Origin of the sequence: Ekhidna algicida, assembly GCF_051379705.1 — a bacterium.
GTDB lineage: Bacteria > Bacteroidota > Bacteroidia > Cytophagales > Cyclobacteriaceae > Ekhidna.
Genome location: NZ_CP179868.1, coordinates 208,285 through 233,265, shown reverse-complemented (window position 1 = coordinate 233,265; position 24,981 = coordinate 208,285). Strand labels below are relative to the sequence as shown.

Here is a 24,981-nt window from a genome sequence, read left to right as displayed (position 1 = left end):
TTATGTATATGCTAAAAAGAGACTTGCTTCAGCCCCGTTTTTTTAGTCTCATCAAAAAGTATGCTTTGTGGGGGTTGATTGCCTGCGGGAGTCTCTCCTGCCAGTTTGAACTTGAGGAGATCATCCCTCCAGATGTTTCACCTCCAGAAGCTGACAATTTTGATATTACCCTGATTGCAAATGATTCCTCTCAGTTAGTAATCTACAAACCGACAAATTTCACCTTTGGTACCTCCAATGATTCCAGATTTGATTTCGGTTCCCAGGATATCACGATCACACTGAATGATGAGCCGATACGGAATATCAATTACGCCACTTTTGAAGAGTCTATTGTATTTACCATCGATCCTCGAAATTTCAGTGACGGAACCTACACCCTCCGCATCGCTTCAGAGTTTTCATTCATTGGAAACAACCTTGCTGCAATGACCAATACCTCAACAAGTCTTTTGCAGGAATGGGAAGTTGTGATTGACAAAACACCTGATCCGATTGAAATTACTTCTGTGGTAATAGAAGATGGTGAGTTGGTGGTTTATTGGGGTTCAGAGACCATTAGAAATTTCGACAAGATGTATCTGGTCGGTACCTCTGATAATGTGTATGATTCCCGAGCAGTAGAAGTTGACAGATTGGCTAACTCCGCAACATTTCCCTACTTTATTGAGGGCGTTCTGGAATTAGAAGTAAGAACATCAACAGATTATGATATCATGTCCATTGGTACTACATACGTGTATGAACTTGAAGAGGACTTGGTTAATTTTCAACTCCAGGATAGCACTGTTTCAGTAACTATTAAAAGACCATCTCTCTACAAGAATGTGCAGTCTTTTACTGTTAATGGCACCAACTATACCTCCTTCGATTCAGACCTGATTTCAATTGAGCTTGAATCAGGACTTTTGTTTGGATCAGTAACTGAATATGCTGTCACCTTCCTTTTAGGACCGCAGGGTTTTTTCTATTCATATGCAGATAATCTGGGGATTGGACTAGATGTCCCACAATTTGATGATATCATCTATTCCAAAGCTAATAATGCTTACTATGCACGTCATATTGATTATTTGAATCCCAATTCATCTGATTATTCAAAAGGAATTTTTATTTACAAGATTGATGCCGCTACTATTCAGGTAACAGATACCCTTATCATTGAAGCTTCAGGTGATAATTCTGATCATTTGGCAATATCACCAGATGGAAAGCTTTTAATAACGACACTTAATTATCGTAACCTTTTATATGAATTAGATCCTTTAACACTAGAAGTGATTAAGACCACTAACCTTGAAACCACCTATGGTTATGATGAACCTGGCTCCACAAGAAAATCAGAATCTGTTCTCACTTCTTCAGGGCTATTGTTGATCAAAGGAAGAACCTACATGGTAATTGATATCCTTAATGAAATCGAGGTTTTTAGAGGGGACTTTGCGAAAGGAGGTATTATAGGTCAGTTTGGAGATCTGTCTCCTGAAGGTACTTTCATGTTCCACAATGGCCAACTATATAGCAACAATGGAAGCTCTTATGGCCTAGTAAAAGAAATAGACGCGAATAATAAAACAGGTTTATTTCTAAGTGAAACCGAGTTAATTCATTTCAACGAAACAGAAGCTCACATTCTTGAAATTCCGTCTGGTATTGTTTTACAAAGTTTCACTTTTGAGGGAAATGAACTCGCAAGTGATTTTGGTACCGTTGAAAGTACATTCATTTTAGATTTAAATAATCGTTTGTTTTTATCCAATTACCCTTCCGAATCCATTCAAGTAATTGATCTTAATACACAAACTTCTAGTAACCAGTCTGTTTCAGGAGGATATTTATCTTACCTCAATGGAACACTTTTTTCAAGAAATGGTAAGGCTTTGCAAATTCAACTCCCTTAATCTGCATGAAAAAACTACTATTCATAACACTTATTTTCTGCATCTTTCAATACAGCTATTCACAAAATTTGGAGCTTGAAGTGGGGATGTATGGAAATGCCTATTTAATGACTGATCTGCGGGATTTACAGGAAGAACTTAACTCTCCATTTCAAGGTTCAGAACAAATAGAGAGCTTCCCTCCTTTTCTGGCATTTGATCTGGCTGTTCGTTGTTTTAAAGTGAAAGATGAAATGATTGGGCCATGGATTATGTATCAATCAACAGGAGCCAGAAATTATTACGAGGATGCCACAGGTTACTTTGCCACCGACATGATTCTTCAAGGATTTACTGGTGGTATCTCCGTCTCCAAAAATGTGATCAATGATCGCACCTTTCTCACAGGCAATATAGGGGTGGTTTACAATGATTTGCTCATTAAGCAGGAGATCAGTGTGTTTAATGATACAGAGTCTGCAAGTGGCAAATATGCTTCCGTAAATGCTGTCTTTATTTTTGGATTGCAATACTATATAAAGCAAACAAACCCTAAAATTTCAATTGTAGGACAGGTAGATGGCTCATACTTTGGAACGAACCTGAAGCTTAAAAGCAATCGAGCATCAGCACCAGGGGAACCGCAAAAAGTCAAGATTGACTGGACTGGATTCAAATTAGGTCTCAGAATTGGATTTGATAAAAAAAAGAATAATGATTAACATGTGTTTAACCGCACACATTTGCCACTCTCCTTCCCCTTAGGAATACATCTCTCACTGCGGCATGGTGATTCCTCACTCGGCAGGAGTGGCGAAAGAGTGCTCCACTCCTACACTAAATTGATAAGACTACTTCTTTGAACGAATCCCTGCGCTAACTATTAATGCCTGCCCTGAACTCCTAGCCGGGCGCCGAAGCTATATTAACATAACGCAGGCCATTATGCAACACTTCGTGTTGGCATAATAAGCGTTATTTTAAATATGCTTTAACGAATGACAACTATGAATTATTATCAATTTTGATATTTTGAGTATCATGAACATTACGTCAAATGACGTTCGTAATCCATACTTTGACTAAGTGTTCTTACAATAAATATTCCTGTTTCAGACTGAAGGTAAAAAATCATATGAGATTTGTAGACAAATCGCTTTAGAGATGAATAAAACTCAGATGCATCTCTTCCTATACCGGAATTTTCTGTTAATGTTTGAAAAAGATCATGAAGACCAATCAAGTATTCTTGTGCTTGATTTAATCCGAATTTCTCAATTCCATATTCATATATTTCTGAAATATCGATCTCGCATTCTTTTGAGAGTTTATAGGCGTCCATCCGCTTCCATTCTATCTTCTACCTTTTTCATAATATCAGGGATGGTACTTTCACTTATTCCACTTTCAAGACCTTTTGCAATAGCAGCTTTTAATGTAGAAAATTTGGTGTTTTTCGACTGATCTTGTCGTACAAGATGACGCAGATATTCACTATCATTTGTGAATTCCCCAGCAGTTATCTGGGCTTTAATCCATTTATCTTGCTGATCAGTAAAAGTTATTGTTTTTCTAATTGTAGCCATAATTTAAATTGTCTATATAATCATACTATTGGTGTAATAATAAGACTAAATGCTTACAATGCCAAAACAAAGAACAATTATAAACTCTTATTATTCCGCACACATTTGCCATTCCCCCAAGCCTCCTTCCTGCCTAAAATGTCAAAAGAGTGCTCCACTCCTTCAATAAATTGATATGACTACTTCCTAGAACGAATGCCCGCTAACTATTAATCCCATTCCTGAACCGAAGCTATATTAACATAACGCAGGCCATTATATAACAATACTAGTGATTAGCGTATGCGCAGCATTTAGCATTCAGTACATCTATTGATTGGTCTCAGCAAATAAACTATTCGTCAATATATTATCTTGCGAAAGTTTTCAAAATAAGATCGACTTATGAGGCGGAAAATTCCAGAATCAACACTTCCAAAAATAATCCGCTCGCAAGTGATTACTCCCGAAGGCTTACAAAAAATAAGGGACGAACATGATCACCTTACCCGAGTTGAACGTCCCGACGTTACCGCTAAGGTTTCATGGGCTGCAAGTTTGGGAGATCGTTCAGAAAATGCCGATTACCATTACAACAAAAAACGTCTTCGAGAAATTGATAATCGTATTCGATATCTGTGTAAGTGTGTTGACGACTTAAAAGTGATTAATTATCACCCCAACCAGGAAGGCAAAGTTATGTTTGGCGCATGGGTAGAAATTGAAAATGTGGAGAAGAAGATGAAGAAACGCTTGCGCATTGTAGGGTATGAAGAATTGATCGGCAATAAAGATTATGTATCCATGGATTCTCCGATGGCCAAAGCCTTACTCGAAAAAAGAGTCGGTGATCAAGTGGTTGTTGAAACCAAAGTGGCCAATTTCATCTGGCACATCCGTAAGATTGAGTATGTGAAAAGCGAGTAGTTTGATTTTTGTGGTCAGTTTTAGTTGTTATTCCTGAGGTCTGAGTGCCTCAATAATCTGAGCATCTACCCAGTAGATATCTACATCCATATTGTTGTCATCACTCCCGTCATCAATACGTCTGTTAAAGAGTATGTATTTGCCGTCTGATGTGACACTGGCAAAAGCATCCCATTTGTCGGAGTTGACCTTATCACCCATGTTGATAGCTTTTCCCCATGAGCCATCTTCTTGTCGAAAACTGATATACAGATCAGAGTCTCCATAGCCTCCTTCTCGTTCACTATCCCAAATCAGATAACTTTCGTCTGGCGCAATAAATGGATGTGCAGTCCATTCTCCTGTGTTCACAATTGGCCCCATGATTTCTGGAGCTTGTCGCGTGCCGTCATTCAGCCTTGACATGCGAATCACATCACCACTTTTATAGTCGTCAAAAACATAGGTGCCTTTTTCAGATGCAGTCAAACGCATAATACCCCAGTCTTCTCGATCAAACATGGAGCCAAGGCTTTTGCGTTCTGACCAGCCATCATCCATGCGATCTTTGTAGCCCTCCGCCATGTGCATCCGTGACCCATCAGGGGAAAATGATATTTCACCTATTCGCTTAAATTCTGTGTATTTACTCCAAACATTGTTTTCCATACGAAAGCCAATAACAGTTATAGGTGTGCCTTTTGCCTTCCTTGTCGTAAAGTAAAACTCCTTCATGCCCGGCGCGAACATGCCCTCTATCTCCCACCCTTCTTTGGAAATAATACCTGGCGCAAAGGGTTCTGCAATAAGGCCCGGTGGCTCCTGCCCCATATACGGGCCTTCTAAAACTGGAAAGCTAAAATTGGCCTCCATGTTTTCTTGTGCAAAGGAAGTATTGAGTGTTAAAGCGCCTATCAATATCAGTATTGTGATTTTCATGTGTATCGTGTTTGTTTTCAAAGACTAATGCGAAACCTGACAGACCAAGTTCTATGCTTCGTATTGATCATAAGTCATTCGGTTTCAGCCTTTCAAAAACCTCCGTGCTCACCCAATAGATATTTGACGAATCACCTTCGGAAGCTGATCTACTAAAAAAGAGATATTTTCCATCTGGAGTGATGCTCGGAGCGGCCTCATTGGCACTTGTATTTACTGGATCTCCAAGGTTAATCGGGTTTGTCCATGTCCCATCTTTATCCTTAAAGCAGACATAAATATCATGATCGTTTCTTTGTTCGTTTTCTTTGATTCGCTTGTATACCAGCAAATAATCTTGAGATGGAGAAATAAACCCGTGATGACCAAATTCAATTTCAACTTCCTGTACCTCGGGAAATTCACCGTTTTTGTTCGGTGCATTGTACATTTTTCCTTGTGAAATACTTGTGTAAAAAAGATCGCCGTTTTTAGCTTGATTGATGTAAAAAACTATGTCATCATTGATAGGTGAATCAAGTTGTACTGCATCACTCCAAGAATCCTCGAAACGGTTTACATACCAAATTTTCTCATCTGTAAAAATTGAGTCTAGCGCTGTGAAGTAAATCCTTTTGTCATCAGGACTAACGAATGGATATAATTCCTCATTTTTTGTCCCATTAGTAAAATTTGCTCTTTTAATGGGCGTCCATTTATTGTCTTTGAGTTTTGAGAAATAGATAGATGTTTCATCATCTTTTTCACTTGCCGAAAAATATAATTCGTCTAAATCGGGAGCAAAAGATATCCCCTGTGCATTCTTTCCATTGATTGAAAAAAAATCAGGTGCAAAAACTTCTGGAATTAGGCCTGGTGGCTTTTGTCCCAAATAGGTGGTTTCTGAAATTGGTGAATCACTTGTTTTTGAGTCCTGACTTTTAGTTCGGCAAGCAGTTAGAAAGACACCCAATGCAAGTATTAAAAGGAAATAGTATTTGTTCATTTTGTTATTCTTTCGGTCTAAGGTCCTCAATAATCTGAGCATCCACCCAATAAGGCTTGCCTACCCAATTTTCACTTCCATCTTCTTTAATTTCCCACTCTCCCCTCGTAAAAAACAGGTATTTCCCATCGTCTGACACCCGCGCACCACTTTCGCTTAATGAGGTGTTGATCTTATCTCCCATGTTCATTGCGGGTAGCCAGGAGCCATCTTCGGCTCGAAAACTAATGTAGATATCAGATCCACCATATCCGTCTTCCCTTCTGACATCCCATATCAAATAAGATTCATCCTGTGCAATGTGCGGATGTGCAATCCATGTTCCGGTGTTGATCTCCTTACCTAATTTTTGGCGAGGTTCATATTTCCCGTTTATGAGGCGGGAATAACTGATAGCTCCTACGGTATCAGGTTTTCCATTTTCATCAAATTCTATTTCATCAAAGTAAGAAGTTCCATTATCTGAAAACGATATCCCCATAATGTGCTTATCCGAAAAAGGGGCTCCAAGGCTTTTGTATTCCGACCAACCAGTGTCGGTCAAAATTCTATATTTATTTCCGCGATATAAAGTGTCTGCTCCAGCGGAGAATTTGGGCCATTTTAAGTCGGTCTCGGACTCGTTTCCCCAAATACCATTTTCATATCGAATGACAAAAAAGGTGCGTTCTTCATATTTCCCATTTTTCCTCGTGAAATAGTACTCCTTCCCATCTGGTGAAAAGCTACCGCCCTCAAAAAGCCCTTCCGGAGAGACAATTTCAGGTTCAAAAACTTGAGGAGTTAAGCCTGGTGGGATTTCTCCAAAGTAGTCCGCAGCTGGTTTATCTAATTCTGAAAGCCATCCTACACTACTAACTGCCATTCTCGGGAAGGCAGTTTGATGATCGCCTGAGATCTCCTCATGGGTTAAGCGAAAGGTCTTGTCATTCTTGTTTTCAAGAACGGTGACAAATTTCTTGACATACTCTTTTAATTCCTGCTCTTTGGAACCATTGGTAATGAAGACATTCGCCTTCAAGTTTTTATCAGCAATCAGCTCTGTGAGATGCGGGATATTTCCTCGCAATGATGGACTTCCAATTAGATAATTCTTAAAGGTCTCAGGTCTGGATGATAAAATATAGGCTCCAAATAAACCACTCGCTGAATAACCAAAATAGGTTCTGTTTTGGGGATCGGTTCGGTAATGCTCTTCAACATAGGGTATTACATCTGTATAAATGAATTCCAGGTGATTGCTTGCTTGCCCTAATTGGTATTTGTTCTGAATTTCCGGATTGCTATGTGGGCGTACGGTGTAATCGCGAAACCTGCTTACATGCGCTCCTCTTTCTTCCAGCAGATCTTTATTGATATCTTTTTGCCAGGATATGCCTACTAAAATGGCTTCTTCCAAAATGTATTCAGCAGATCCAGAGAGCATTTCTACGTGCCATATGGCATCTGTATAGTAGATCACCGGGTGTTTTGTGTTCTCGCTTTCCGAATAGCTTTCGGGCAATTCTATATATAATTCATATTGTCTGTCATTTTGCGTGTCCTTTATCGGAATCACTTTTGTGTTGTATAATTCAAAATTTGGGCTTTGTTGATGCACCTTACTTCCCATCTCTTGAGCTAGTATGCTATTCGAAGACGCAATGGTCATCAACAGGAAAATGAACAGGTTTTTAGCTTTCGAAGTATTCAAATTTTTGAGTAAACAGGTCATAGGTTTTTGATTTCAGTTTTGCGTGTATACTTCAATCTATCGACGAGAGTTGTTGATCTGCCTCGTTTAACTTGCGAACTGCTCTATGCTTAAATGAACTGCTCAGCCCCAACTGGAAAAGCCAGTGATATCAGGTTAATTTGCTTGTTTAAAACATTGATGTTCGAGAAAAAAATAATAAGTAAATACTTCAAGAAACCTCCCCCTACCCCCTCCAAAGGGGGAATTGTCCCCTTGAGGAGACTATAGGGGTGTTTTAATAAATTTTTGGAACATATCTTTAACTCAGCTTAAATGAATTTGCGGTCTCTGCCATCCTTACTTTTGATAGGTATTTCATTGCTGTCAACTTCTTGTGCGCAAGCGCCTGAAGTTTTCAAAGAGCATCAGACGGTATACCAGATTGGTGACAACCCAGGTTGGGCGAAGAAGGTCTTGAATGATAGCAATTGGGAAAGAAGGATAGAACTCATTCCGGAAGGCGAGATTTTCTGGTCCAGAACCCGAATTGATATTCTAAAGGCTCCTGAGGAACTTAGACCCTACGGCCTTCAAATAGATGCCTATGGAGAATATGAAATCTTTTGGGATGGGGTGATGATTGGAAAAAATGGGAATCCGGGACAAGAAGCCGAGCTTCCTCCCGCGGGTGAATTGTGGATTACATTCAGCATTCCTGCGCATTTGGCGACTGAAGGTGAACATGTGCTAGCGTTACGGTTGAGTAATTATTATTTCCCCGATCATGTAGGGTACTATGAACTCGAAATTGCTGATTATGAAGATTTGCTTACCGACATGCTCATCAAAACTTCTTACATGCATGTCTTCGCAGGAACTTTTCTTATCGTATCCATCTATTTCCTTTTTCTATTCCTAAACAACAGAAAAGAATATCCCACCCTTATTTTTAGTGTTTGCTGCTTTCTCATTTTCGCACTTGTGCTAACTGCATTTAGTAGAGATTACATATCCATTCATTACAGTGTTCACGTCATACGATTGCAAATCCTTAACTCATTTTTGTTGGGTATTTCATTTTTGATTCCTTACTATTTCTCCATTCAATTTCCTTATTCCGGGCGCAGATTGTTGTTAATTCTATACGCGGTATTACTCATTATTTTTTGGCTTATAGGTAATCATGCTTTTGATTTCAAAACAGTTGGCATGGTGCTGAGTATGTGGATTTTCTCCTTTGGCATAGTAGCACACGGGGCTTATAAAAATGTCAGGGGAGCGCGTCTTGTTCTAGTCACTTTACTTTTGTCGGTTGTGGTATTTCTTGCCTCTGGATTTGTCATAAGTATGTACACTGGGTTGGGACTTATTCTACTAGGTATGCTGTATCTACTAGCCCTTAACATCAAAGAACAGCGATTGGCATATGAAAACACATTGCTTCAATCTACACGCCTGCGATTGGAACTATTGAAGAAGAACATTCAGCCACATTTCCTAATGAATACGTTGACCTCACTGATGGATTGGGTGGAAGAATCACCAAAGAAAGGTGTTCAATTCATCGAAGCATTGGCGAAAGAGTTCGACCTTTTTAATAAGATTGAAAATGAAACATTGATCCCTATTTCTCAAGAAATAGCGCTTTGTCAAACACACCTTGAGATCATGGAATACCGGAAAGAAATAGACTATTCATGGGAAGAAGAAGGTATCGACCCGGAGGAAAAAATACCACCTGCTATTCTTCATACGCTCTTAGAAAACGGAATTACCCACAGCCTGCCCTTGGAAGACAACAGCATCAAGTTTAAACTGATTTTTGAATCGAGTAATGAATACAAGCGTTATACCTTTTTGACATTTGCTGCCGTTGTGCAGGGAACAAATACCAAAGAAGAAGGTACCGGGCTGAAATACATAAAGGCCAGGTTGACAGAAAGCTATGGTTCGAAATGGGATCTTACCTCCGAGCAAGCAGCTCATGGTTGGAAAAACACACTAAAAATCTATTCCTGAGGAAATGAACATTTTAATCGTTGAGGATGAAGCAAGAATTGCCAAGAGAATAGAACGAATGACTCGTGATATTTTTGGTAATTCCATCCAATCGCTCACCCATATTAACACACTGCAAGAGGCGTTGGGATTCATTGAAAGCAACTCTCTGGATCTGGTTCTCTTGGATTTGAACCTCAACGGTGACGATGGTTTTGACTTGCTCAGCTCAGCGGTTGCCGAATCATTTCACACCATCATCATTTCCGCCAACAAAGATCAGGCACTTGCTGCTTTTGAATATGGAGTGTTGGATTTTGTCCCTAAGCCTTTCAACCAAGACCGATTGGAGCAGGCTTTTAATCGGATGTTTACCAAAGAAAAATTAGCCAACGATCAGACTAAGCTTTTGGCAATTAAGAAAAGAGGCCGGATACATCTTATACCTATTGAAGATTTACGCTATGTAAAAGGAGCTGGCGCCTATACCGAACTCTTTCTTTCCAATGGAACAAAAGAACTCCATGATAAATCACTCGAAAAGCTGGAACAGCTATTGTCACATACTTTTGAGCGGATTCATAAATCTTACCTTGTGAAGATGTCGGAGATAAAGGAAATTAAGGTGGCATCTGGAAGCGTGTATACAGCTGAGCTAAAAGATGGAGAATGCCTTCCTATTGGAAGAACCAAGTATAAGCGCTTAAAAGCGAAGTGGATGTAAACTCCTTACCAATAAGAAAGGTGCAGTGCCTATCACCTCCCCTCCTGTCAACAATGGCAAAAGAGGCCGAAATATCAGACCCGTTGCAATTTGCCTGCAGGAAAAAACAACTTGACTGCAAAGTCTGGGCAGGTGTTCCCGCAATCCCCGTAATTACCTGAAAAACTCATTATAAGCTATGAAAAGTATAAGATTAGGCTTCTGTATTTTGGTGCTGGGTAGTTTCAATCTGGTCGCTCAAAACCCTGTTTTATTTACCCGTCCCAGTCAAATGGCTAAAGTGTTTCAACGCATTGGAACAACAGATATTGAGGTTGTTTATCACGCTCCGCTGGCGAAGGATCGTGAAATTTTTGGCGGAATTGTTCCCTACGATGAAAAGATCAATGGCAAAGATCATCCGTGGCGTGCAGGAGCGAATGAGAACACCACCATCAGCTTTTCACATGATGTCGAGATCAATGGTCAAATGCTGCCTGCGGGCACGTACGGGTTTCACATTTTTGTCTCAGAAGACGAATGGACGCTCACCTTTTCAAATCGATATCAGGATTGGGGCAGCTTTAGCTATACCGCCGATGAAGACGCCTTGCGCGTGAAGGTGAAGCCTCAAAACATTCCCATGCAGGATTTGCTGAGCTACTCGTTCGCTGATGCTAAACCGGATATGGTGACGCTAAACCTTCGTTGGGAAACGACCCAGGTTTCCTTTGACATCTCCACGAATGTGGACAAGAACATCCTCGCGGATCTGGAAAAGATCGAGGACAAAAATGCTACCCATCTCTACGTTGCTGCATCAGTCCTTCTAAAAAGTGATTCTTCAAAAACTGAGGAAGCCATGCAATTGGTAAATGAATCCATCGAGTTGAAGCAGAACCTGAGCAATAGCTTATTGAAAGCGGACTTACTCCGAATGAGTGGAGACAAAAAAGCCGCAAAAAAGCTAACGGAAGAAGCATTAGCATCGGCTACCGGCAATGAGCTATTTTCCTATGCCATGAAACTAAACAATGAAGATGAACCCAAAGAATCGATGCGCATCTTGAAATTAAACCTGAAACAGAACCCGGACGACTGGTTTACACAACTAGGTTTTGCCAACTATTACATGACAAAGGACGAGTATGCCAAAGCCATTCCCTATTTCGAAGAGGCCTTAAGACTGGCGCCTGACCGAGCCAAAGGATTCGCCAACTATCGACTGGGTTTTGCAAAAAGCAAACTGGCACAATGAGTTGTTTTAAAAGAAGAGCTACAGTTAATGTTTAACTTTAAGTGTGTCTAAGCTGCCTAATAAAACCATTTTGAGTTGGAGAAAAGCTATTTTCCTTAACACCCTGTTTTGGGTGGTTATTTGGGGAATAGCCTTGTGGAATAATTTTCAATGGGCAGCAGTAGCCAACCGGGAGTTCAGTCTGGACATCTTGTTTTCATGGAGCTTTCCCAATTACCTGTCCATGGTTTTGATCGGCCCCATCATTTACCGATTGCTCGTCGGATGGATGGATCATAGTTACACCAGGCAAGTTATTTTCCATCTGGGGCCTTCCGTTATTGTCGGGTTTATTCATCAACTGATTCTGAATGCATTCGCCAGCCTATTCAATGCCGTCCCGGTTCAATCTCAGCAAGCGACCTTTCTCGACAAACTCCAAATACGGTATGATACCGGGCTGATATTTTCAAGTAATGGGCTCCTCTTTTATTGGTTGGTGGTTGGTTTCTTCTATTCAATCATTCTGTATCAGAAATATCGCCAGGAAGAGCTCAACAACATCCATCTGAAATCCGATCTGACCATGGCGAGACTGCAAAGCCTGCAGATGCAGCTTCAGCCGCATTTTCTTTTCAACAGTTTCAATACCATCTCGATGATGGCCCGACAAAATAAAGGCCCGGAGGTAGTGGAGATGATCGGTTTGCTTGGTGAGTTGCTTCGCGAATCACTGGAACTGAAGGATACACAAATGCTGTCATTAAAGGATGAGATGGAGCTTACGAAAAAGTACCTGCAGATTCAGCAGATCAGATTGCGCGATCGATTAGCGCTGCACATTGATATCCCGCAAGATGCGATGAATGTACGAGTGCCCAGCCTCCTGTTTCAACCGATTGTTGAAAATGCCTTTCAGCACGGGATCGAAAAAACGTCAGGACCTGTTTCATTCAGCATCATTGGAAAAACGTCAGGAGAATCAATCACGATCAGTTTTTCAAACAATGGAAATCTCTTGGAAGAAGATTTCGAAATCAATAGCCATGCGGGTTTCGGTCTGGCTACTACACTGAGCCGATTGGATCATACCTATGCGAAAGCCTATACATTTGAATTGAAAAATACCCCTGAACAAACCGGGGTTATTGCGAAACTAACCTTACCACGTACCTCGTGATCTCCGCCCTGATAATCGATGATGAAATTGAAGCTCGCGAAGGATTAACACTTTTGCTGGAGCGTGAATCCGATTTTAAGCTGATAGGTACGAGCAGAGACGGAGAAGAAGCCGAACAACAGATTCGTTCATTAAAACCTGACCTGGTTTTTCTGGATGTCCAAATGCCCGGTAAAAACGGATTTGAAGTATTAGCGTCCCTGGCTCCTGATGAAATACCATTTGTGGTTTTTATATCCGCTTACGATGAATATGCCCTGGATGCTTTCCGTGTCCATGCCTTAGACTACATCCAAAAACCGTTCACCGACCACCGCTTTGCCGAGTGCCTCGATCATGTAAGGGCAGAATTGGAAAACCGATCACTACGATCGCTTGAAGGATTGAAAAACCTGATGAAAGAGCTCCAAAACCACTCCGAGGGGAATCCTGAGAAGCATCAGTTGAAATTCAGGTCCTCAGGAAAGATCTATTTCATGGATACCGATGACATTATCTGGGTGGAAGGATTTGATTATTATATCAAGGTTCATACAAAAGAAAAGTTTTACCTGGTTCGTGAGAGTCTCAGTCGGATCATCGACCAATTGCCTTTGGAATTTATCCGAATCCACAAATCCACCATCATCAATAAAAATCACCTGATTTCTCTGGAGCCATTGTCCAGAGGCAACTACCAGGCAGAACTAAAAAATGGAAAACAGCTGGTGATGAGCAAGACGTATAAGGATAAGCTGGACCTGTTTTAGTAAAACGGTCCATTACATTGGGTAAGTACGAGTGGGATATGTTCACCATTGCGGATATGGTGAAAGATGGCATGAGTGCACTGGAGAAGCTGGATCGTGTGATGAAGCGCTTCAAGCGATCAAATACGACGTTCTTCAATGGGTATACAGCCGCCAGAATGATCGTGAATGATTAGGTGACTGCAAGCCATTAACCTCAAAAGATTAAGCGAAAGGGAAGCTGTCATGCTAGATGAGGTAGCCACTCGTGCCGAGGCATTACGTTCGGCCAAGCGAGACCTCTACCGTCCACCGAGCAACAACGATACTGCTGACGACCTCACGGAAGAGGAAGTCGAAGCATAAAGACAGTCTGATTGCCAGACTCATTTAGTTTTAATATTTAACATGGAAAAGCCACCTGTAATGGGTGGCTTTTTTTGTGGGTGTGAATGTATTGTCAGATCTAATCCAACTATATCCCTATTTAGAGTTCATCGTGTGGTTCAATCCAGTCAGTCCAAACGCGATCTCTTTTGAATTGGTAACTCGTTCTTGGTAAGTTAATCTCATCGATGTACTGTTCCAGGCAATCTAAACAGGCCATTCCTGGAGCAAAGTGTCCAGAAGCATTATTGATCCATATGATCTTCCCTCCCCTTATTTGAAGTTGACCTGCTGCCAGCACCGGGCTTGTTCCTTGATTTAGCTGTGTATGTCGTACGAATTGGTGTGGGGTTTCCGACTTTTCACCTCTCGCAAGATAGCATGGAGGCGATGAGTTTGGACATGGAATATTTCCATCGTATGAATATTTCTTATCACCTTGGACAGAGAACCCCACATCATCAGGACGGTCACTTCGGCGGATTCGGAGATGGACGTACCTTGTTCCTCCTTTCTTATTTAAGTGAAAAACATAAATGTAGAGTCCATCGTCGGCTGTAGTAATGGTTGAACCACTACTTAATTTTCTTACAAAACCTAAATCATCGAGCGTCATACTGTAGCTAAGGCTTCTCCTTTTGTCGAAATCAACCGCCCATTGCGGGACAGGGTATTCATCTTTGCACCTGGATAAGTTGACAGTCTTGCCAACTTCATCTGTAAATAGATTTTCAGAGGATTCCTCCCCGGCGAGTTGTGAGCCAGATGAATTGCCCTGAGCTGAATACCAAATTTCGCTAGCAAACCTTCCTCCCCTTGATAGATATAGGAACATCTGATTGCCATCGGCAGAAAGAATGTCATTGTAACCATCCCCATTGAAGTCACCGGGCCAAGTATAAGAGGCAGATCCCCAGTTGCCAGCTACGCTCCAGGTCTCACTGCTGAAACCTGTTCCTGTAGACAAATTCATATACACGTTTCCAGCGTTTGCTGATGCAATGCCGGAGGCTCCGTCTGCATTGAAATCTACGGCCCATGTATAGTCTGAGCTTCCCCAGGAAGCGGGCACCACCCATGTTTCACTTGTAAATGAACTTCCTGTTGAAAGATTCATATAGATGTTGCCTCCGTTCGCCGATGCTATATCCGTTTTTCCGTCAGCATTAAAATCACTCGCCCAGGTATAACCTGAACTCCCCCAGCTACCATGGACCGTCCATGTGCTACTATTAAATCCGGAACCGGTGGATAAATGAACATAAATATCACCCGCATTGGCTGAGGCAATGTCAGTCTTACCATCTCCATTAAAGTCTCCCACCCAAGTGTAGTCCGAACTCCCCCATTGATTGGGTACCGTCCAGGTATCGTTGGTAAATCCAGTTCCTGTAGACAAATGCACATATATATCACCCGAATTTGCCGAGGCAATGTCAGTCTTACCATCTCCATTGAAGTCACCGACCCAGCTATAGCCAGAGCCGCCCCATTGATTAGGTACAGTCCAGGTATCGCTAGAAAAATTCAACCCAGTTGATAAGTGCATGTAAATATCACCTGCATTCGCAGAGGCGATATCTGTTTTGCCATCGCCATTAAAATCACCTGTCCATGAATAATCTGAGGAGCCCCATTGATTGGGTACTGTCCAAGCATTCATCTCAAAATCATCTCCTGTTGATAGGTAAACGTAGATGGTTCCTGATATAGCGCTAGCAATATCTGTCATGCCATTGCCATCATAATCGCCAGGCCAAGTGTAACCTGCGCTTCCCCATTGATTGCTTACTACGGTAAGTTCGGTAAGCTTGAGGTTTTGCTGCTCTGAATCGTCTACAGGCTTTGATTGATTTTGATTACATGAGGTTGCTAATATTCCAAACATCGCTATGAAGCAGATCTTGAAAGCATAATTTCTTAAGGAGTAAATGTGATAGGTTTTCATTGGTGGATAATTTTGGTGTAATCCAAATATGGCTAGATAACGAATGATTTGAAATACCCTATTTTGGGTAATTTTCAAATGACGGCAGCATGTTTCTATGAATTAATAGGATTTTACCCATAAGACTCTCATATTCAACTTCATGATACTTGCAAAAACTGAAATAGTTGTCATAGCTAAAAAGAAATGAAATGGGTGCTTCTAAGGGCGAAAAAGGCCTTACCTAAACTATTAATCCTATCCTTCATTTCTTTATCAAGCACTTTTAATCTCTTCATAAATTCTATAAATTCAGTTAACTATTAGGAATTGAAATGCCGGTAAAAAAATGTATATCATGTAAATCCGATATTCCTGACGCAGCTAAAAAGTGCTTTGTCTGTGGAACTTCTCAGAATTGGAGAAGGCATATACCTTTTAGTTCGACTTTTTTGACCTTAATAATAGCGCTGATATCTGTGGCCGGGATTGTAATTCCCAATACCTATCAATTTTTTGAGTTGAATAGAAGTGACTTAAGAGTTTCTGTTAATAAAAAGGCTAAAAGAGCCAAAATATTCATTCGCGAGATTGACACTGAAACTGATTCTAGGCTTTTTGAGGTGTGGATTTCCTTTAAAACAGGATTGCACATTAAGAATGCAGGAAAAACAAAAGGATTTATAACAGGAATAGATTATTCATTCCTAGAATCTATTCAGGGTCGTCTAGACTCTTATACTCCTTTCTACCGTAATGATACAATTATAGAAGCTTACCCGAATAATGTTGATTTGGTTATGATTCAATTAGAGAATAAAGTAGCTGAGCATTCAGTTTCCGCTGGAGACAGCACTTTCAAAGCCAAAATACCTGATGAATGGATTAAAGACACTCTTTACTTAAGATCTATCGTCCGAATTATCGACTCTGAAGGATTAGAGAGCAATTTAATTGATACAACAAAATTTAACTTTGAGCACATTTTCACTTATAACAACTAGTTAGCATGAAAATCATACTAGCAATAATCATCTAAACTTCGGCTTTCTTGAAGAGATAAGTCCTACCCCTCTACCCTTTTCAAGAACTCACTGGCTGTAATGCCTAAAGGCTGGCAGATTTTGATGAGGTGGCTAATTGTAGGAACGATGAGTTTACGTTCTACCCGTGAAATGTAGGATCGGTCGACATCAGCCAGATTCGCCAGTTTCTCCTGGCTGTAGCCTTTGGCTGTGCGCAGCTCTATTAGCAAGCTGCTGATTCGATCTTTAAGCTGATCCTCCATTGGTGGTGAAACTATTTGAGAAAATAGAATAGATTTGAGGACTATAATCCTCAATATAACATTCATGTCCCTACTCAACGAATTTGAAAATGAGCAGCAGCTGCTCAATGAACTGAAAGACCTTTTTGAGTTTGCGCCTCCGGCGCTCCTGCGTAGAAGCATTGAGGATGTGTTTTTCAACCTGATCGCTACGGAAGATGAACTAGGTGTGAGCAAGAAGATCGCCCAACACATCTACCTGCTCATCAACTTCCTCAATGAAGCGGAGCAGCATGTAAACAAGCCCCACTAGCCGGAAAACTTGTGGCTTTCGTTTCTTCATTCACTGAGGTAACATCCGCGCTAGTTTCGCACTACAACCGCCCCTGTCTCCTTTACATAGACCACTGTCAGCTCTGCAAAGAGCAGTGTCTGCCTTACAATGGATGCTGTCACTCGTACAATGGATGCTGTCACTCGTACAATGGATGGTGTCACTCGTACAATGGATGCTGTCACTCGTACAATGGCTGCTGTCAGTCATGCAATGTCCACTGTCACGCATACAATGCGTGCTGTCACTCATACAATGAGTTCTCATTTTTTCCACCTTATAGTGAGATTCCTGTACTGCGCTAGGTTTCTTCAGAAATGACGTAATAAAAATAATGACCTTTATTCCAGCTATGGAGAAACGACAAATACCGGAATCGCACCTATGCTCGCCATAAGCGAGCTCTACCAAAATCACGTGATGGCATATGGGAATGGCTGGATTGATTGTGGAAAACACTTTTTGTTAGTTTTTGGTGTCAAAAACTAAGGGAATAATCACTTACAAGGACCTCTGTCTGCCGTGTAAGCTTCCGATAAATACCTGCTTGTACACCAGTAGTATACATCCCTCCTTTCCGTTGCTCTTCATCCACGAATAATTTCGCTGATAAATAAGTATTGACGAATTCAAATCATTATGAATCAGAAACAAATCAATCGCCTGGAGATGATGCAGGCAACCCACGTGTACCTCGACTCCAACACGGCCATCTGGAGCAGCATACCTATTGTGACCGGTTATAAGAATGCACTGGCCCAAGCCATCGATGGCATTCGTACATCGGCAGAGGATCAGGATGCCTCACGTGTGTTTATTGGAGCTACGCTGATGGAGCTCAAAGAACTGGTGGCAGAGAAAATGGACATTCTGGATGATGCACTGGAGGCCTATGCTGAGGATACAGACAATGTGGAGCTGCTCGCCCAAGCCAGCAACACCATGTCAGACTACCTGCGACTCACACATGAAGATTTTGAGACGAAGACCCGTAACATGATCAGTCTATTGGAATCCAACGTAGACAACATGGCTGATTTTGGCTTCACCGTGGATCAGATAGACGATGTGAAGTTGACGTTTGGCTCCTTTCAGGACAAACGAAACAAGCCTCGCTCCTACCAAATTGCCTCGCGTGCAGCTACCCAAAACATTGCAGATATGGTGAAAGATGGCATGAGTGCACTGGAGAAGCTGGATCGTGTGATGAAGCGCTTCAAGCGATCAAATACGACGTTCTTCAATGGGTATACAGCCGCCAGAATGATCGTGAATGATTAGGTGACTGCAAGCCATTAACCTCAAAAGATTAAGCGAAAGGGAAGCTGCTGCCATGCGAGATGAGGTAGCCACTCGTGCCGAGGCATTACGTTCGGCCAAGCGAGACCTCTACCGTCTGCCAAGCAACAACGATACTGCTGACGACCTCATGGAAGAGGAAGTCGAAGCATAAAGACAGTCTGATTGCCAGACTCATTTAGTTTTAATATTTAACATGGAAAAGCCACCTGTAATGGGTGGCTTTTTTTGTGTAGCATGGATAAGTACTTGACTAATGCTATTAAATCAATCAATGATAACTTAAGGTTCGCAACCTCAATTGTTTTGGCTTTTTCACTCTCCCCGGGCCAAGGGGTTCATAACTTAAAGATTCTAACCAATAGCTATTGGCATCCAATTTATATTCATAAGCTGTTTCATTCTGGGGAACTTGATTTGTATAATTAATCTCCTGAAACAACCGGTCTTTGTGTTTGTCTAAATACCAATCGTCTGATAGGTATATCTTTCGATTCAGTTCATTGCCTTTCCGATAATCTACAATGATAGAACCGGAGCTTCCGTAATTATATCTTAATTCATCTTGCAATATCCAGGTGCCTGGTCCAGTTAGCATAAAGTTTCGTTGAAACGAAAAGCGAGCATCATTGAGGTAAGTAATGGAATCAATTCTGGTATACTCTGTGCTGATATTTAAATCTAAAGTACGTTTTACTTCCAATCTATTATTATTTGAGTATTCCCAGGTAATTGTTTTATAGTTACGGGTCCCGTTATAATATGTCTGCTTAACCAAACGATTGTTAGCATCATAGTTGGTTGTTATCATGGTTATTAATTGGCCAAGATTATTGTAGTTTGTCAGGGTTCTGATGCTACTGTTGTTGTTGTAGACACTAATGATCTTTTCTGTTAAAGCGCCATCCTTGTTGTAGTCCCATTGGACATAATTGAGCGAATCTAACCCATTGTAGCGCCGTTCAATCTTTCGCTGAGTGATGAGTATGATTTGGTCGGTTGAATAGGTCTCCTCTGATAAATATTCCTTTACAGTTATTCTACCGAGATCATCAAATGTGAAGAAAGTCGTCTCACATTTCCGACCATTGGTCTGATGTGGTACACATTTTCTTTTTGAACGCACTCTTCCCAAGGTATCATAGCTTTCCAGGTCCCAGCTGGTATAGCTATTGAGTTTGTAATCGGGATTACCGAATATCAGTTTAATAATATCGTAGGTTTTAGTAGAGGTAGATTTGATTTGTGCCTGTGCAGTCACTTCTAATAAAATTGTACAGCAAAACAAGTAGGTAAATAATAGTCTTGGTCTCATAATCTTTAGTCTTGTGAGAATGAATAGTTGATTCTTATATTAAAATAAGACATGAACCAAGAGAGATGCAATACCCATAAAGGGGTATTTCAAAAAACGGAAGGATGTTCATTTAAACTTTTGTAATAGCCATAGAAGTCTCAAAATACCTACTCACTGATGCAGTTGTAACCTTCCGACGAACTGTCTCGCATCTGAGGGGTGGTAAAATGTTTAATTAGAACCTTGAAAGAAAGTGTGACCCATTGATTGAGTCAAAAAACCTCGAATGGCTGTTGGGATGATTTATAGAAATGAATTTCACTGCTTCATAATATATAAATCAAAGTCAACTTTTTGGGAGTCTAAGTCATAACTATCGGATTTTTGCCACATTAGATATCCCTCAGTCTCCCATATCTCAGGCAAGGTTGGTTCTGGAGAATCAGAATATTGAGCCAACCAAAGATGATAATCCTTGAATCTTGCTGATAGCAGATAAGTATCAGCAAAGTACTTATCAACATATATAATTGGGATTTCCCTTGAGTATTCTGAGAGGTAATTTAGAAAGGTGATTAAATCCCTTTGAAATGAATCTTTATCCACTATACTCCCCTTTTTTAAACTACTTGGTTCAATATCCACTATTGGAGGAAAATATGATTTCTGAAAGGATCCACCCACAGCATTGATGTAGTTTTTTGCCTGACCAATCGGGTCACGATCATCAATATAGAGATGGTAGGCGCCTTTTTTAATGGAATGGGTTTCCAGTGTCTTCCAATTGGTCTCAAAAAGTGGATCAACGATGGTGTAACCTTCAGAAGCTTTGCAAATCACAAATTCAATTTCATGATGATTAATCGCATCAAGAATTTCACCATTCCAATGAGAAATATCAATGCCGAACAAAGTGTCTATTTCATTTTTCTGAATTGGGGCTTGAATAGCATTCGGTATGCTGGTGTTGATGACTCTGGGATTATTGATCTGTTTGCTCAGGTGAAAGGAATGCCATGCCGAAAACCCGTTAAGCAATAAGAGCACGACAATTATAAGCGCTAAGAGAATCTTTGATGTAGAAATGTGTGATTTCTTCTTTTCCGCTGCTTTAGGCTTTTTCGGTTCAAAATCTTTTTTCTGTTCCATCAATGTTTTCTTGGCAGCATCTGTCACAAAAAAGCTACCTATGGATACAGAGAATATTAGTTCAAAGGTGTCACTGTGAAGAATAATTCCCTGATAGACAGTGTTACCATTGACATCTTTGATGGTGTCTGGTCTTTCGGAGTAATATCCATAATCATTAAAGACTATTTTGTCATCCTCTACTTTGGGGTTTTTGAATCCATCCTGAATGAAGTGGATTTTTTTGCCTAAGGTATCCGGTCCCCTATAAAAGGCTACCATTCCTTCTTTGGCTAAATAGCGAAGAAATGTCATCAACTCAAGAAACTGCTTAATCTCTTGTTCCCTTTTATTCTTATCCTGATAAACTGACTTCTTTATATATAGAACCGCATACTTCTGATCGCTTTGTATGATCAGCCCCCTTCCTAATGCTTGCTTAAAGTAGAATTGATTTAAAAAAGCCGAAGTATCTGAGATGTTCTTCTTTCGGGCAATCATCAATCGAGCCAACCATGCAAATTCAGTTTTGGAGAGTTTTCTCATGAGCTTTCACCTATTTGGTTTCGGTTGTCTTCTTAGAATCTGATTTCTGATGCTGAGCCTTTTTCCTGACTGACATTTCGTTCAGCAAATCCTTTTTGCTAATAGACGTGACCATTAGCTTGGATGGTATTCCGCACGGATTTTTCTCATCTCTGATCTGACTAAGAAAATTATCAAATGCGGTCATAAGAGAATTGATATCCATCACCTTGTTTGATTTTCGATCAGCCGAATCAAGACTTTGAATGCACGTCTGCAGCCTGGCTTGTTGCACAGCAAGAAACTGTTTTTTATGGATGTTGGATTCAGAGCCCGAGTCGAGTGTCTGCTTCTGATCTGCATCAATAGACAGAATATTATTGATTGAATCAGCAGGTGGGTTTGCCAGTTGAGTGATCCCATGTGCCATTTCATTTGAGGCGATGTTTGGTAGTACGCCTGAAGTAATTATGCTTACATGGGCCGTAATTTGTTGCTTAGTTATGTACTTTCTCACCTCATCCAACGAATCTTCTCCTACTCCTATTCCTCCGGAAAGCCCCTGTAGCCACGAATCTATTCGAAGACTTTTATCTATTTCATCTTGATCGATTGGGCCAATTTTTTGACTGTCCACATCTAAAATATGAACCATGCCAATAAAGGAGGATGCCTTTACCATCCCTGAAATAACGTTGAGACTTGATTTGCTTGAATCTTCATTTTTAGCTGCGTCTTCTGAGATGGTGTCTTTGGGAAACGTCTGGTTCCAAATGTTAACCGCTTTGTCATGATTCAAGACCAGCGGATCAAGCATAGTTACCATTCTGTGCGAGCAAGTGGCGCTGATAATTAATGTTCCTACAATATTATGATTCTTAGCCTGTTGGGAGATTTGCTGGCTTGCTTTGCTGGCCAGGGTCGCGCTATTATCGCCTATTTCTTCTGTGGAAGACCTGATGAATTGTTCCACTTTTGCAAGCATATCATCAGCTGATTCTTGCTCGAATCTGAAATATTGAGCATCCATTGTCATCGAATTTGATGAAAGAGGATTTTCTATGATGCTTGAAAGCGTAAAATCTACAGGAGACGAAAGAGCTTCTGCCGGAATCAATTGAGCAAACTTCTCAGCAGACTGCTGCTTAAGTTTCTCAACGTCAAGACTCGTCTTCATGTATTCCTTAGCGGCATCTAACAGGCTTTCGTCAAGGTTGCTTAACTCATCTCTTATTGATTTGACATCAATCTCCATGTCCATGAGTTCGCTAATGGTCAGATTTAAGCTCCTTCTCATTCTCCGCAATGAATTCAGCTTCTGATAAGCCGATTCAATACGCAATTGTTGAACATTATTTTCCTGAAAAAGAGATAAGATCTCGTCGCTTATAATCCCGCCTAAAACGAAAGAAGAACTAACGTAAGGAATTGTCATTGTTCGATAGGATTATGTAAAGTGGGCTGCTTTTGACAACAGCCCACTATGGATTTTTATGAGCCAGATCCTCCTGCGTCTGAATCACCGCCAGAGCTACTGTCTGACCCGCTATCATCTCCGGAGCTTAGTTTCTGAGTCATCTTGCTAGGGTAGTATTTCCTAAGCCATGCACCTGCAAGCTCACTCTTGGTAATAGGCTTAGTGTAGAAATTGATTGGTATACCAATGTTGCCATCCAGGCATTTGCTGATGTAATCCTGCATCGCATCCATCATTGAGTTGGTGTCCAAAATCTCATTCGACTTTTTGTCGCTATCACTTAGAGCGCTCAATGCACTTTGCACTTTGGCACTTTGCATCGCGACCATTTGAGCGCCAGTTCTGGCAGCTTCAGCGGATGCTCCAATGCTATCAATTTCTCCGGCAGTAGCGCCCTGAAGTTTCTGTACTCCAGCCAAAGGATCGTCATTCATGTTGAACTCCTTCACAAACATGTCAACCGTGTTTGCTTTTATGGATGGTATCGAACCCATCACGGTAAGCGTACAGTGTGAGGTGACATTTTGAGTACTCAAAAGGCTTTTAGCATCGTTTGTAAAACTGCTATCTGCACCATATCCTCCGCTCACGTGCGCCCACCAGCTTGCAATCTCAAACTGACCTTGCACGGATTCAGCCACTGACATCATGCTTTGGGAAGAATCGGTTTCGGTCGTGTTTAATACATGAACCATTCCTACAAAGCATGAACCATAAGTGGCGCCCGAGAGAATATTCATGGTATTCTCGCCTTTTTTTGCAGCGGTACCCATGGCTTTCTCAATGCTGCTCATATCCAAGATGTTGAGCATATCATCAGGAAATTCTGCATTCCATGCTCTGATCCCTTTGTCAACGTCCATTATGTAAGGTGCGAGTAAGACGGCATCCTTGTGCGTGCAATTAATCGTAATAACCAGTGTGCCGGAGATCTCATGATTTTGATGCTGACTACTTACTTGAGTCTGCACAGAGTTTTTGACTGTACTCGTTTCAGAACCAGAAGCAAACCAATCATCGACACTCAAAGTCTCGCTCACATAGCTTGCGATAGTTGCAGCATGAGACCCTGAAGTCTGCTCGTTTCTGTCGAAAGAAAAGTACTGACTGTTCATCTTCAGGCTATCCGAAGACAAAGGCATTTTCTTAAGGTTAGACTTATTGTAATCCATCGGACTTTCTATGTTATCACTAATAGAAGCGATTTGGGATCTTAAAGGCTGTATGGTTTGCTCTGCCTTAAGCTTTGCGGTCCCATAGGCAGCAGCTGCCTTTTCGATTTGTTCACCAACTTTTTCATTTTCATCTGAAATCTTTTTGGTGGGCACATTCATATTTACAAGCTCCTGAATAGTCATATCAAGGCTCCTCTTCATGGTAATAAGGGAGTTGAGCTCGTCTTCTGCGGCGTTTACTGGTGCTTGGGCAGCAGCAATTTTTTCTATGAGGTCTAGTTTTTTTCTAGACACGATGTTTCCCAAAACCAGGGAAGGATCGTAAGGAATTGTTGTAGGCATATCTTATATATTATTATTTATTAGAAA

24 protein-coding genes are annotated in these 24,981 nt (G+C 41.0%); 12 read left to right on the top strand and 12 right to left on the bottom strand.

Features of this window, described 5'->3' with window-relative positions; genetic code table 11:
• Window positions 1-2 precede the first annotated feature (2 nt).
• A complete protein-coding gene (locus ACL8WY_RS00860) occupies window positions 3-1,901 on the top strand; it encodes a YncE family protein (protein ID WP_436516369.1) in 1,899 nt (632 codons plus the stop codon).
• Between the two features lie 5 nt (window positions 1,902-1,906).
• Window positions 1,907-2,602, top strand: a complete 696-nt coding sequence (locus ACL8WY_RS00855) for a hypothetical protein (protein ID WP_436516368.1) — start codon at window positions 1,907-1,909, stop codon at window positions 2,600-2,602.
• Window positions 2,603-2,928: 326 nt separating this feature from the next.
• Here ACL8WY_RS00855 and ACL8WY_RS00850 read toward each other — a convergent pair whose 3' ends face one another.
• The gene (locus ACL8WY_RS00850; protein WP_436516367.1) at window positions 2,929-3,222 is read right to left on the bottom strand and encodes a type II toxin-antitoxin system RelE/ParE family toxin; all 294 of its coding nucleotides are present in this window, start codon (window positions 3,220-3,222) and stop codon (window positions 2,929-2,931) included.
• Window positions 3,209-3,466 carry a type II toxin-antitoxin system ParD family antitoxin gene (locus ACL8WY_RS00845; RefSeq protein WP_436516366.1) on the bottom strand — a complete coding sequence of 86 codons (258 nt, stop codon included), beginning with the start codon at window positions 3,464-3,466 and terminating at the stop codon, window positions 3,209-3,211. The genes ACL8WY_RS00850 and ACL8WY_RS00845 overlap by 14 nt, the downstream gene beginning before the upstream one ends.
• A gap of 384 nt (window positions 3,467-3,850) precedes the next feature.
• Between ACL8WY_RS00845 and greB the strand changes: the two genes are divergently transcribed.
• Window positions 3,851-4,372, top strand: coding sequence for a transcription elongation factor GreB (gene greB / locus ACL8WY_RS00840; protein WP_436516365.1), 522 nt, complete (start codon window positions 3,851-3,853; stop codon window positions 4,370-4,372).
• 27 nt (window positions 4,373-4,399) lie between these two features.
• On the opposite strand, the gene ACL8WY_RS00835 is transcribed toward greB, so the two are convergent.
• The 3 genes from ACL8WY_RS00835 to ACL8WY_RS00825 form a co-directional block, all read right to left on the bottom strand.
• Window positions 4,400-5,290 carry a TolB family protein gene (locus ACL8WY_RS00835; protein WP_436516364.1) on the bottom strand — a complete coding sequence of 297 codons (891 nt, stop codon included), beginning with the start codon at window positions 5,288-5,290 and terminating at the stop codon, window positions 4,400-4,402.
• Window positions 5,291-5,357: 67 nt separating this feature from the next.
• Window positions 5,358-6,275, bottom strand: a complete 918-nt coding sequence (locus ACL8WY_RS00830) for a TolB family protein (protein WP_436516363.1) — start codon at window positions 6,273-6,275, stop codon at window positions 5,358-5,360.
• Window positions 6,276-6,279: 4 nt separating this feature from the next.
• Window positions 6,280-7,989 (bottom strand): alpha/beta hydrolase, encoded by a 1,710-nt coding sequence (locus ACL8WY_RS00825; RefSeq protein WP_436516362.1) that lies wholly within the window; start codon window positions 7,987-7,989, stop codon window positions 6,280-6,282.
• 294 nt (window positions 7,990-8,283) lie between these two features.
• On the opposite strand from ACL8WY_RS00825, the gene ACL8WY_RS00820 reads away from it, so the two are divergent.
• The 6 genes from ACL8WY_RS00820 (at window position 8,284) to ACL8WY_RS00795 (ending at window position 13,993) form a co-directional block, all read left to right on the top strand.
• Window positions 8,284-9,969 (top strand): histidine kinase, encoded by a 1,686-nt coding sequence (locus tag ACL8WY_RS00820; RefSeq protein ID WP_436516361.1) that lies wholly within the window; start codon window positions 8,284-8,286, stop codon window positions 9,967-9,969.
• A 4-nt stretch (window positions 9,970-9,973) separates the two neighbouring features.
• On the top strand, window positions 9,974-10,672 hold the full coding sequence (locus ACL8WY_RS00815) for a LytR/AlgR family response regulator transcription factor (RefSeq protein ID WP_436516360.1): 699 nt from the start codon (window positions 9,974-9,976) through the stop codon (window positions 10,670-10,672).
• Between the two features lie 178 nt (window positions 10,673-10,850).
• Window positions 10,851-11,909, top strand: a complete 1,059-nt coding sequence (locus ACL8WY_RS00810; RefSeq protein ID WP_436516359.1) for a DUF2911 domain-containing protein — start codon at window positions 10,851-10,853, stop codon at window positions 11,907-11,909.
• A 43-nt stretch (window positions 11,910-11,952) separates the two neighbouring features.
• Window positions 11,953-13,068, top strand: coding sequence for a sensor histidine kinase (locus ACL8WY_RS00805; RefSeq protein ID WP_436516358.1), 1,116 nt, complete (start codon window positions 11,953-11,955; stop codon window positions 13,066-13,068).
• Complete coding sequence (locus ACL8WY_RS00800) at window positions 13,065-13,817, top strand: LytR/AlgR family response regulator transcription factor (RefSeq protein WP_436516357.1); 753 nt, start codon at window positions 13,065-13,067, stop codon at window positions 13,815-13,817. The genes ACL8WY_RS00805 and ACL8WY_RS00800 overlap by 4 nt, the downstream gene beginning before the upstream one ends.
• Before the next feature lie 17 nt (window positions 13,818-13,834).
• Complete coding sequence (locus ACL8WY_RS00795) at window positions 13,835-13,993, top strand: hypothetical protein (protein WP_436516355.1); 159 nt, start codon at window positions 13,835-13,837, stop codon at window positions 13,991-13,993.
• A 290-nt stretch (window positions 13,994-14,283) separates the two neighbouring features.
• On the opposite strand, the gene ACL8WY_RS00790 is transcribed toward ACL8WY_RS00795, so the two are convergent.
• Complete coding sequence (locus ACL8WY_RS00790; protein WP_436516354.1) at window positions 14,284-16,131, bottom strand: FG-GAP repeat domain-containing protein; 1,848 nt, start codon at window positions 16,129-16,131, stop codon at window positions 14,284-14,286.
• Window positions 16,132-16,562: 431 nt separating this feature from the next.
• On the opposite strand from ACL8WY_RS00790, the gene ACL8WY_RS00785 reads away from it, so the two are divergent.
• Window positions 16,563-17,114 carry a hypothetical protein gene (locus ACL8WY_RS00785; RefSeq protein WP_436516353.1) on the top strand — a complete coding sequence of 184 codons (552 nt, stop codon included), beginning with the start codon at window positions 16,563-16,565 and terminating at the stop codon, window positions 17,112-17,114.
• Window positions 17,115-17,176: 62 nt separating this feature from the next.
• On the opposite strand, the gene ACL8WY_RS00780 is transcribed toward ACL8WY_RS00785, so the two are convergent.
• Entirely contained in the window at window positions 17,177-17,398 is a 222-nt protein-coding gene (locus ACL8WY_RS00780; protein WP_436516352.1) for a helix-turn-helix domain-containing protein, read from the bottom strand.
• A gap of 64 nt (window positions 17,399-17,462) precedes the next feature.
• Between ACL8WY_RS00780 and ACL8WY_RS00775 the strand changes: the two genes are divergently transcribed.
• The gene (locus ACL8WY_RS00775) at window positions 17,463-17,690 is read left to right on the top strand and encodes a hypothetical protein (protein WP_436516351.1); all 228 of its coding nucleotides are present in this window, start codon (window positions 17,463-17,465) and stop codon (window positions 17,688-17,690) included.
• A 50-nt stretch (window positions 17,691-17,740) separates the two neighbouring features.
• Here ACL8WY_RS00775 and ACL8WY_RS00770 read toward each other — a convergent pair whose 3' ends face one another.
• On the bottom strand, window positions 17,741-17,896 hold the full coding sequence (locus ACL8WY_RS00770; RefSeq protein WP_436516350.1) for a hypothetical protein: 156 nt from the start codon (window positions 17,894-17,896) through the stop codon (window positions 17,741-17,743).
• A gap of 454 nt (window positions 17,897-18,350) precedes the next feature.
• Between ACL8WY_RS00770 and ACL8WY_RS00765 the strand changes: the two genes are divergently transcribed.
• The gene (locus tag ACL8WY_RS00765) at window positions 18,351-18,992 is read left to right on the top strand and encodes a hypothetical protein (RefSeq protein ID WP_436516349.1); all 642 of its coding nucleotides are present in this window, start codon (window positions 18,351-18,353) and stop codon (window positions 18,990-18,992) included.
• A 289-nt stretch (window positions 18,993-19,281) separates the two neighbouring features.
• Here ACL8WY_RS00765 and ACL8WY_RS00760 read toward each other — a convergent pair whose 3' ends face one another.
• The 4 genes from ACL8WY_RS00760 to ACL8WY_RS00745 form a co-directional block, all read right to left on the bottom strand.
• Window positions 19,282-20,325, bottom strand: a complete 1,044-nt coding sequence (locus ACL8WY_RS00760) for a hypothetical protein (RefSeq protein ID WP_436516347.1) — start codon at window positions 20,323-20,325, stop codon at window positions 19,282-19,284.
• Between the two features lie 300 nt (window positions 20,326-20,625).
• Window positions 20,626-21,981 (bottom strand): GH25 family lysozyme, encoded by a 1,356-nt coding sequence (locus ACL8WY_RS00755; protein ID WP_436516346.1) that lies wholly within the window; start codon window positions 21,979-21,981, stop codon window positions 20,626-20,628.
• Window positions 21,982-21,991: 10 nt separating this feature from the next.
• Window positions 21,992-23,257: a hypothetical protein gene (locus ACL8WY_RS00750; RefSeq protein ID WP_436516345.1), complete on the bottom strand. Its 1,266-nt coding sequence runs from the start codon at window positions 23,255-23,257 to the stop codon at window positions 21,992-21,994.
• 194 nt (window positions 23,258-23,451) lie between these two features.
• Window positions 23,452-24,954 (bottom strand): hypothetical protein, encoded by a 1,503-nt coding sequence (locus ACL8WY_RS00745; RefSeq protein ID WP_436516344.1) that lies wholly within the window; start codon window positions 24,952-24,954, stop codon window positions 23,452-23,454.
• Window positions 24,955-24,981: the final 27 nt, after the last annotated feature.

What these genes read in the sequence shown, in the direction of transcription:
- ACL8WY_RS00765 (WP_436516349.1), top strand. Translation starts at nt 18,351, where the DNA reads ATGAATCAGAAACAAATCAATCGCCTGGAGATGATGCAGGCAACCCAC.
- ACL8WY_RS00820 (WP_436516361.1), top strand. Translation starts at nt 8,284, where the DNA reads ATGAATTTGCGGTCTCTGCCATCCTTACTTTTGATAGGTATTTCATTG.
- ACL8WY_RS00790 (WP_436516354.1), bottom strand. Translation starts at nt 16,131, where the DNA reads ATGAAAACCTATCACATTTACTCCTTAAGAAATTATGCTTTCAAGATC.
- ACL8WY_RS00860 (WP_436516369.1), top strand. Translation starts at nt 3, where the DNA reads ATGTATATGCTAAAAAGAGACTTGCTTCAGCCCCGTTTTTTTAGTCTC.
- ACL8WY_RS00825 (WP_436516362.1), bottom strand. Translation starts at nt 7,989, where the DNA reads ATGACCTGTTTACTCAAAAATTTGAATACTTCGAAAGCTAAAAACCTG.
- ACL8WY_RS00745 (WP_436516344.1), bottom strand. Translation starts at nt 24,954, where the DNA reads ATGCCTACAACAATTCCTTACGATCCTTCCCTGGTTTTGGGAAACATC.
- ACL8WY_RS00750 (WP_436516345.1), bottom strand. Translation starts at nt 23,257, where the DNA reads ATGAGAAGGAGCTTAAATCTGACCATTAGCGAACTCATGGACATGGAG.
- ACL8WY_RS00760 (WP_436516347.1), bottom strand. Translation starts at nt 20,325, where the DNA reads ATGAGACCAAGACTATTATTTACCTACTTGTTTTGCTGTACAATTTTA.
- ACL8WY_RS00780 (WP_436516352.1), bottom strand. Translation starts at nt 17,398, where the DNA reads ATGGAGGATCAGCTTAAAGATCGAATCAGCAGCTTGCTAATAGAGCTG.
- ACL8WY_RS00810 (WP_436516359.1), top strand. Translation starts at nt 10,851, where the DNA reads ATGAAAAGTATAAGATTAGGCTTCTGTATTTTGGTGCTGGGTAGTTTC.
- ACL8WY_RS00850 (WP_436516367.1), bottom strand. Translation starts at nt 3,222, where the DNA reads ATGGACGCCTATAAACTCTCAAAAGAATGCGAGATCGATATTTCAGAA.
- ACL8WY_RS00755 (WP_436516346.1), bottom strand. Translation starts at nt 21,981, where the DNA reads ATGAGAAAACTCTCCAAAACTGAATTTGCATGGTTGGCTCGATTGATG.
- ACL8WY_RS00775 (WP_436516351.1), top strand. Translation starts at nt 17,463, where the DNA reads ATGTCCCTACTCAACGAATTTGAAAATGAGCAGCAGCTGCTCAATGAA.
- ACL8WY_RS00815 (WP_436516360.1), top strand. Translation starts at nt 9,974, where the DNA reads ATGAACATTTTAATCGTTGAGGATGAAGCAAGAATTGCCAAGAGAATA.
- ACL8WY_RS00830 (WP_436516363.1), bottom strand. Translation starts at nt 6,275, where the DNA reads ATGAACAAATACTATTTCCTTTTAATACTTGCATTGGGTGTCTTTCTA.
- greB (WP_436516365.1), top strand. Translation starts at nt 3,851, where the DNA reads ATGAGGCGGAAAATTCCAGAATCAACACTTCCAAAAATAATCCGCTCG.
- ACL8WY_RS00835 (WP_436516364.1), bottom strand. Translation starts at nt 5,290, where the DNA reads ATGAAAATCACAATACTGATATTGATAGGCGCTTTAACACTCAATACT.
- ACL8WY_RS00855 (WP_436516368.1), top strand. Translation starts at nt 1,907, where the DNA reads ATGAAAAAACTACTATTCATAACACTTATTTTCTGCATCTTTCAATAC.
- ACL8WY_RS00845 (WP_436516366.1), bottom strand. Translation starts at nt 3,466, where the DNA reads ATGGCTACAATTAGAAAAACAATAACTTTTACTGATCAGCAAGATAAA.